This window comes from Dyadobacter sp., from assembly GCF_051859145.1.
Taxonomy (GTDB): Bacteria; Bacteroidota; Bacteroidia; order Cytophagales; family Spirosomataceae; genus Dyadobacter.
Genome location: NZ_JBHYGF010000199.1, coordinates 1 through 7,683 on the forward strand (window position 1 = coordinate 1; position 7,683 = coordinate 7,683).

Sequence of the window (7,683 nt, forward strand, 5' to 3'; positions counted from 1 at the left end):
GCTGAAAGCTCAGGTGGAGAGATTTCCAACGCCTTCATCACGCCTTCCTCGATTTTGGAAATGGACTTGTCAAGAGAATACGCGATCTCACTATACGTCACACGAATTTCTTTGGGAATACCCGTCATTAAATCGCGGCCGCGGATCTGGTAATCATCCAGAGGTACTTCCAACTCCGGTGAAGCTGAGCCGATTGCCATTTTTATCAATTCCGCAGAACGCTCACCGATCAGCAGGTTGTGCTCACGGCGCATATAATCGACGATATCACGCGTAAAAACGTCCCCTGCAATGCGAACAGACTGCTCGCAGACAATACCTGAAAGTGCTATTACCGCGATTTCGGTAGTACCACCGCCAATATCCACGATCATCACACCATTAGGCTGGGTAATGTCAATCCCGATACCGATTGCGGCTGCAATAGGCTCGTGTACCATGTAAACTTCCTTGGCACCTGCATGCTCGCAGGAATCCTTTACCGCACGTTTTTCAACTTCTGTAATTCCGGATGGAATACAAACAACCATTCGGTGCGAAGGTGTGAAGAAACGGCTACCGGTATCAATCATTTTGATCATCCCGCGGATCATCATTTCGGCTGCCGTAAAGTCTGCAATTACACCATCTTTGAGCGGGCGGATTGTTTTTATATTTTCGTTGGTCTTCTCATGCATTTGCATGGCCGTGTGGCCGATCGCCAAAACTTTGCCAGTAGTTTTATCCATGGCAATGATAGAAGGCTCGTCAACTACTACTGTATCTTTATGAATGATCAAAGTATTGGCAGTACCTAAATCAATCGCAATATCGCTAGTCAAAAAATCAAACAATCCCATATAATTTGTTAAAATTTGCGCTCACTTTGATTTCAGGTTGGCAAAATTACAGATTATTGTCCACAAACAAAGGCATTTAAAAAATTTAGGAAGTTGCCTCAAAGTGGGTAAAAATACGCCATAATTAGCCCCTTTGACAGAATTTACAATTACTACGTACCTTTGTTTTTACTATGGGAATCAAAGCAATTTTGAGTCAGCCGCTGGCGCGATATATTGTTCAGCAGCAGAAGCAATGGATCTCTGAAAGCATTGCGGTTCAGGAAAAATGGAGGCAGGAACTGGTTGCCAAAGCAGCCGGTACCGAGTTTGGGAAAGACCATCATTTTCGGGATATCCAATCCTATTCAGACTTCAAACAGGCTGTGCCGGTTTCAGATTATGAGGACCTGAAAGGTTACATCGGCAAGATCAAGGAGGGAGCAGACAATATCCTCTGGCCAGGCAAGCCGCTGTATTTTGCCAAAACTTCCGGAACTACTTCCGGGACCAAGTATATACCGATCTCCAAAGACTCCATTTCCAATCACATCAACTCGGCTAGAAATGCCATTTTGACGTATATTGCTGAAACAGGGAAATCTCAGTTTTTAGACAAAAAGCTCATTTTCCTGTCCGGCAGCCCTGTACTGACAGAAACAGGCGGGGTACTGACAGGTAGGTTGTCAGGTATTTCCAACCACCACGTACCAGGTTATCTGCGGAGAAACCAAATGCCCAGTTACGAGACGAACTGCATTGAGGACTGGGAAACGAAACTGGAAAAGATCATTGACGAGACGATAGACCAACCTATGTCCCTGATATCCGGCATCCCGCCCTGGGTACAAATGTATTTCGACAGAATCATCGAGCGCACAGGCAAGAAAATCAAGGACGTTTTTCCTGACTTCTCTCTTTTTATATATGGAGGAGTGAACTTTGAACCTTATCGTGCAAAATTGTTCGAGTCAATAGGCAAGCCCATTGATTCCATTGAACTCTATCCAGCTTCGGAAGGCTTTTTTGCCTATCAGGACGTGCAGCACGAAAAAGGATTGCTGCTTTTGCTGGACACCGGCATTTTTTACGAGTTTATTCCTGCCGATCAGTTTTTTGACGAAAATCCACCAAGATATTCAATCGCAGAAGTGGAAGTTGGCAAAAACTACGCGATGATCGTGAATAACAATGCAGGACTTTGGGGCTACTCGCTCGGAGATACTGTACGATTTGTTTCTACAAACCCTTACAAGATTCTGGTTTCAGGCAGGATCAAGCATTTTATATCTGCATTTGGCGAGCACGTGATCGGAGAAGAAATTGAAAAGGCGCTTAAATATGGAATGGAGCGACACCCGGAAGTAGAGGTTGTTGAATTCACAGTTGCACCAATGGTAAACCCGCAGGAAGGCGGACTTCCTTATCATGAATGGTTGGTTGAGTTTGCTACTTTGCCCAACAATATGGAGCAGTTTGTGGCAGATGTAGACCGTCGGCTGACCGAGCTGAACATTTACTATAAAGACCTTATCGAAGGAAGTATATTAAAGAAGCTGCAACTGGTACCACTTCCAAAGAATGCATTCATTGATTTTATGCGTGCAAATGGAAAGCTTGGCGGACAGAATAAAGTACCTCGCTTGTCCAATGACAGGAAGATTGCAGACGAATTGGTGAAGTTCAGAAACAGGGGATGATCTTAAAATAGAAAAGAATGAAGAAGAGAATAGCCATTTTAGGGTCAACCGGTTCAATTGGAACGCAGGCGCTCGACGTGATCAGCGCAAATCCGGAAGTATTTACCGTGTCCGTACTTACCGCCGGCAACAATGCCGATTTGCTGATAGAACAAGCCGTTAAATTCCAGCCTTCCGAGGTCGTAATTTGTAATGCAACTCATTTTGACAAAGTAAAATCCGCTCTTGCTTCGTTTACGATTAAGGTATATCAGGGTGAAGACGCGCTGGTTTCGGTAGTGGAAAGCGACGATGTAGATATTGTTTTAACAGCAATGGTCGGCTATGCCGGACTGTTACCTACTATTCACGCGATCAAAGCCGGGAAGACAATTGCATTGGCTAACAAGGAAACGCTGGTTGTAGCCGGTGAACTCATCACTGCCCTGGCCAGGGAACATAAGGTAAGTATATACCCGGTTGATTCAGAGCATTCTGCAATATTTCAGTGTCTCGCGGGAGAAGAAAACAACCCGATTGAAAAGATTATCCTGACTGCTTCCGGCGGCCCGTTCAGAGGAAAGGACCGTGCGTTTTTGGCTGAGGTAACCAAGGCGCAGGCATTGAAACACCCCAACTGGAGTATGGGCGCAAAGATTACCATCGACTCGGCCACATTGATGAACAAGGGGCTTGAAGTAATCGAAGCAAAATGGCTGTTTGACTTACAGGCTTCCCAGATCGACGTGATCGTGCATCCGCAAAGTATTGTTCATTCGCTGGTGCAGTTTGAAGACGGCAGTATCAAAGCACAAATGGGCTTGCCGGATATGAAGCTTCCTATTCAGTATGCATTGGATTACCCCAATCGCCTGAAATCAGATTTCCCAAGATTCAATTTTTTAAATTATCCTTCACTCACATTCGAAAAGCCCGATCTTGAAACTTTCAGGAATCTCGCGATCGCTTATGAGGTTTTGGAAAAAGGCGGAAATGCGGCCTGTATCGTCAATGCTGCCAATGAAATAGCTGTGGATGCATTCTTACACGATCGCATAGGATTTCTGGATATTTCGGACGTAATTACAGAAAGCCTGGCCAAAATAGCCTTCATCAGTAATCCTTCCTATTCCGACTATGTTGAAACCAATGAAGCAACCAGGCGTTTCGCTTCTGATATGATCCAGGTGAAAGTATAAATGAAAACCACCCTTCTCAAATACTTATCTGTTGCACTTGCGAGTACACTGAAATTTTTCGGCGGTCCGATCACGGGTGTAATCCTGAAATTAACGTGGATAGAAACAGCAATCTGCTCCGCAATCGGGATGATGTTCACTGTTTTGGTTTTGACGTATGTTGGAGGGGGGATTCAGGCATTTATCAAAAAGCGCAGAAAGTCGAAGCCTAAAAAGTTTACCCTGACCAACCGCATTGCGGTCAATATCTGGAAACGTTTTGGCATCATCGGAATTGCTTTTTTGACCCCGCCATTGTTTACACCACTTTTCGGGCCGATCCTGGCAGTTGCATTCCGCGTCCCGAAGCACTCTATATTCCTATGGATGTCGCTGAGTGCGATTATCTGGGGACTCGGGATTTCCTACATCGCACATAAGGTCACATTTATCCAGGATTGGATCAAGTAGCATTGCCACAACTGATCCAGGCTGTTCCACGACGGCTGTTCCTCAGCGGCTCACTTCCTTTTTTGGTGCAGTCGTTTTTTTCATAAAATCCCCCTGCGAGAAGTACTTTTCAATGAGGCAGTACATTAAGATGAAGAAATACCTGCTTCCCATTTCCTTTATTTTAAGCTTCGACTCGCCATATTTCCGGTTGGTCCAGCTGTTTGGAACAACCGCGTAATTGAAGCCGCGTACCATAGCTTTCAGCGGAAGTTCGATGGTAAGATTGAAGTGAGGAGCTAAAAAAGGTTTGATACCCTCGATAGTTTCCCTTTTATAAAGCTTAAATGCATTGGTAGTATCATTGTACTTGATCCCCATTACAATGCGCACAATGAAGTTAGCGACACGATTGATCACTTTTTTTAGCGCGGGATAGTCGATCACCTTGCCGCCTTTGTCCCAGCGTGAGCCAAATACACAGTCGTAATCGCCTTCTACCATTTTGTTATAATATTTAACAAGATCTTCGGGATCGTCGGACATATCAGCCATGAAAACAGCTACACAATCTCCTTTAAAACGCTCTAATCCGTATCTTACCGCATAGCCAAAACCATTTGGACCCGGGTTGGTGTAGTAAACCAGTGTGGGAATTTGAAGTGAAAGCTCGTCCAATACCCGCAACGTTCCGTCTTTGGAATTATCGTTGGTCACGCATATTTCGTGAGGGATATTGTACTTATTTAATGTATTGTAAAGAGATACCAGCGTGTGTGTAATGGATTCTTCCTCATTATATGCTGGTATTACGACGCTTAGCTTCATAAAAGTCAGTTGTTGAAAACAGTACAAATTAAAGATTATTAATTCGAACTGCCAATTTTCAGCGTGTCGCAAGCCTGGCCTCGTAGTCCGCTATCGTTTTTGAGACAACGTCGTGGTACTTGTAGTCCAGCCACTTGTCTACGTTTTCAAACATTTCCTTTCTGTTTTGTAAAAAAGGAATATTTGTATGTGCGTGAACATTGCTCAGTCCTGCACTATGCTTTCGGTATACACCCATTACATCCGGCAGGTAGCTGATTTTCCCTCTGGCGGCTAGCTGGATCATCAAAGCCCAGTCGCCGGCAGCTGCTTTCGCGTGCCATTCAGCAAAATCTTGATCGAGGAATGGATTCCGGTACAACCAGCTTGCTGTGGCAAAGAACCATTTGTCTTCCAGTATATCCTCAATACCTGAAACTAACTTCTGATCGGGCTTATTGAATAAATGTTCAGGAGATCCATCTTCGTAAACAACGCGCATATTGTGGTGGCATACGCTGAAATCCGGGTTGTTGTCCAGGAAATCTACCTGCTTCTGCAATTTCAGCGGATCTGTCCAGTAATCATCGCCTTCACACATCGCTACATACTCGCCACGACAGGCTTTAACCAGTTGCAGAACATTATTACGACCGGCAAATTCACGCGGCTCGCTCGGACCCTGGTTCTCAGAATGCAGAAAGGCCCGGATAATTCCGGGCATTTTCTGGTCGTATTCTCGTATAATTGCCTGCGTACTGTCCGTAGAAGCATCATCGCCGATAACAATTTCAAATTCGAAATCCGTCTTTTGCATGAAAGCCCCTTCGAGCATTTGTGCAATGTACTTCTCGTGATTATATGTCGGGACGCAGACTGATACTTTCATTTTTTAACTAAAAACCCCCTTCAACTGCTCCACACTTGGAAAGTCAGGTGTTACCAGTTCCGTTTCGGGTTTGTAAATGTACGCCATCGGATAGCCGCGCTCGATGAATGTTGGTTCATCAAGATTGTTGTACCGCAGCTGAACAGACCAGCGAATGTTGTTGGTAATGTTGTTTCCTGATTGATGGATCAAAAACGCAGAGAAAATCAGCAGATCACCTACTTTAAACTCAGTCTGAACGAAATCTTCATCTTTCAATTCCGCCGTAATCCCGCCCTGATAACCCGAAGTGGAGGATTCTCTCAAACCGGAAGTATGGCTGCCTGGTATCACCTGCAGTGCACCGATATCTGCCCCGGCGTCAACCATCGGGAACCAGATCACCGTACTGTCGAGCGATCCCTGACCTGTGCGCCAGTCCTGGTGCGCATCCAGTTTCCAGTGCTTGCTTCCGTCTTTCGACAAAAACCGGCTGTTGAACTGCATTGCAGCGCGTGCGCCGATAATCGGATTAGACAAGCCAACTTCTTTTAAAAGGTTTTCGATCAAAGGATCAACCCCAAGGCGGTGCAGCGAAAATGTATGCTGTACCGTTTTCCCGGTGTTAACGAATGCATTGAAATCTTTTTCAAAAAATTCAAACATCGCATTTTCAAATGCATCACGATCGTCTATATCGACCGACCTGCCCGTAACATGCTTGATCTGCGTCGCAAAAATCTTCCGCGCGTCCGTATATATTGTATTGATAATGTCTTTGTCGAGGTAATCTCTTAAAAGCACATACCCGTCTCTGTTGAACTGTTCTTGAAGTGTACTCATTTTCTGATTGCTTGTGTGAAATTGAAGTAATAATGATCGCTCAAAATTATTATTCTTTTGGCAATGCAGAAGTGACTTAGATCAGTCTTTTTCAGGAGATTAATCCTCCCAGACCGCATAAGCAAATCCCGCCGCACCAAAGCCGTTCCCATTATACAGCAGATAACGTTTTCCGTTGTGCTGGTAAAAATTCGCGTAATCAATCATCTGGTAATCGAAGTCCTCCGGGTTTTCTGATTTTGCAATGCCCACCAAATGGTCTTTCCGCTCCCAGGTTGTTCCGTCGGCAGATTCGGCATAGCCCAGCCGGTAACTCTGATTGCGATCCGTGCGGTAATCCCGCGAGTGACGGTAGGAATAGTACATTTTGTAAATACCATCTTCTTTAAAAACGCTCGGGCGACCTACTGCGTGCAGAAAATCGTCAAAATCTAATGTTGGGATATCGCTGATCTCCCAATGGATACCATCTTTCGAAGTAGCAGATTGCGCGCGGTAGTAAGGCTCGGGATAATCGTGGATCCATTCGCATTTGTGGCCTGAAATGTACCACATCCGCCAGGTACCGTCTTCGTCGATCATGACCGAAGGCTGCGCAGCCCAGAGCGGGTTTTGAATGCTGCGGTCCATAATGGGGCCGACAAACTTCTTCTTGAAAGTCAACCCACCATCGTGACTCTCAGCCAGTCCCATTGAAAGCCGGTAAGAATTGTGCGTCCTGTTCCAGCCTGTGTAGTACAGCCATATATCGCCATTCGGGCGGTCGATAAACCAGGCGGGCATTGCGCCGGTTTCGTCATATTCCCCAGGTCCGCCGAGTTCCAGAATGGGCTTGTCGTGGATGTAGAGGATCTTTTTAGGATCATCATAATCCACATCTATAAATGTCGGCCGCGATTGTGTACTGGCATCGCGGGTCGAAAAGTAAATGCGAAGAAAGTCTTTGTGTTTATATGCAAATGGAACCTGTGCGTGCGACAAACTATGTGGCATGCTTCCGTCAGGTTTGTAAATAACTCCTTTTTTAACCCACATGGAAA

Annotated in this window: 8 protein-coding genes; 3 read left to right on the forward strand and 5 right to left on the reverse strand. The window is 45.3% G+C overall.

Annotated elements, in window-relative coordinates:
- Window positions 1–839 (reverse strand): rod shape-determining protein (locus ACTIE6_RS12665; protein WP_439556988.1); only part of this gene is annotated, 839 nt, incomplete at its 3' end.
- 173 nt (window positions 840–1,012) lie between these two features.
- On the opposite strand from ACTIE6_RS12665, the gene ACTIE6_RS12670 reads away from it, so the two are divergent.
- From ACTIE6_RS12670 to ACTIE6_RS12680, 3 genes are read left to right on the forward strand one after another with little or no spacing between them, the layout of a single operon-like run.
- Window positions 1,013–2,518, forward strand: a complete 1,506-nt coding sequence (locus ACTIE6_RS12670) for a GH3 auxin-responsive promoter family protein (protein ID WP_439556989.1) — start codon at window positions 1,013–1,015, stop codon at window positions 2,516–2,518.
- A 17-nt stretch (window positions 2,519–2,535) separates the two neighbouring features.
- A complete protein-coding gene (locus ACTIE6_RS12675; RefSeq protein WP_439556990.1) occupies window positions 2,536–3,696 on the forward strand; it encodes a 1-deoxy-D-xylulose-5-phosphate reductoisomerase in 1,161 nt (386 codons plus the stop codon).
- Window positions 3,697–4,146, forward strand: a complete 450-nt coding sequence (locus ACTIE6_RS12680; RefSeq protein WP_439556991.1) for a hypothetical protein — start codon at window positions 3,697–3,699, stop codon at window positions 4,144–4,146.
- A gap of 42 nt (window positions 4,147–4,188) precedes the next feature.
- Here ACTIE6_RS12680 and ACTIE6_RS12685 read toward each other — a convergent pair whose 3' ends face one another.
- From ACTIE6_RS12685 to ACTIE6_RS12700, 4 genes are all read right to left on the reverse strand, one after another.
- On the reverse strand, window positions 4,189–4,953 hold the full coding sequence (locus tag ACTIE6_RS12685) for a glycosyltransferase family 2 protein (RefSeq protein ID WP_056279096.1): 765 nt from the start codon (window positions 4,951–4,953) through the stop codon (window positions 4,189–4,191).
- Window positions 4,954–5,011: 58 nt separating this feature from the next.
- Complete coding sequence (locus ACTIE6_RS12690) at window positions 5,012–5,821, reverse strand: glycosyltransferase family 2 protein (RefSeq protein WP_439556992.1); 810 nt, start codon at window positions 5,819–5,821, stop codon at window positions 5,012–5,014.
- A gap of 3 nt (window positions 5,822–5,824) precedes the next feature.
- Window positions 5,825–6,643, reverse strand: coding sequence for a phytanoyl-CoA dioxygenase family protein (locus ACTIE6_RS12695; RefSeq protein WP_439556993.1), 819 nt, complete (start codon window positions 6,641–6,643; stop codon window positions 5,825–5,827).
- Window positions 6,644–6,742: 99 nt separating this feature from the next.
- A complete protein-coding gene (locus ACTIE6_RS12700) occupies window positions 6,743–7,678 on the reverse strand; it encodes a hypothetical protein (protein WP_439556994.1) in 936 nt (311 codons plus the stop codon).
- Window positions 7,679–7,683: the final 5 nt, after the last annotated feature.

Coding starts and splice junctions, on each gene's coding strand:
- ACTIE6_RS12670 (WP_439556989.1), top strand. CDS start 1,013: ATGGGAATCAAAGCAATTTTGAGTCAGCCGCTGGCGCGATATATTGTT.
- ACTIE6_RS12675 (WP_439556990.1), top strand. CDS start 2,536: ATGAAGAAGAGAATAGCCATTTTAGGGTCAACCGGTTCAATTGGAACG.
- ACTIE6_RS12680 (WP_439556991.1), top strand. CDS start 3,697: ATGAAAACCACCCTTCTCAAATACTTATCTGTTGCACTTGCGAGTACA.
- ACTIE6_RS12685 (WP_056279096.1), bottom strand. CDS start 4,953: ATGAAGCTAAGCGTCGTAATACCAGCATATAATGAGGAAGAATCCATT.
- ACTIE6_RS12690 (WP_439556992.1), bottom strand. CDS start 5,821: ATGAAAGTATCAGTCTGCGTCCCGACATATAATCACGAGAAGTACATT.
- ACTIE6_RS12695 (WP_439556993.1), bottom strand. CDS start 6,643: ATGAGTACACTTCAAGAACAGTTCAACAGAGACGGGTATGTGCTTTTA.
- ACTIE6_RS12700 (WP_439556994.1), bottom strand. CDS start 7,678: ATGTGGGTTAAAAAAGGAGTTATTTACAAACCTGACGGAAGCATGCCA.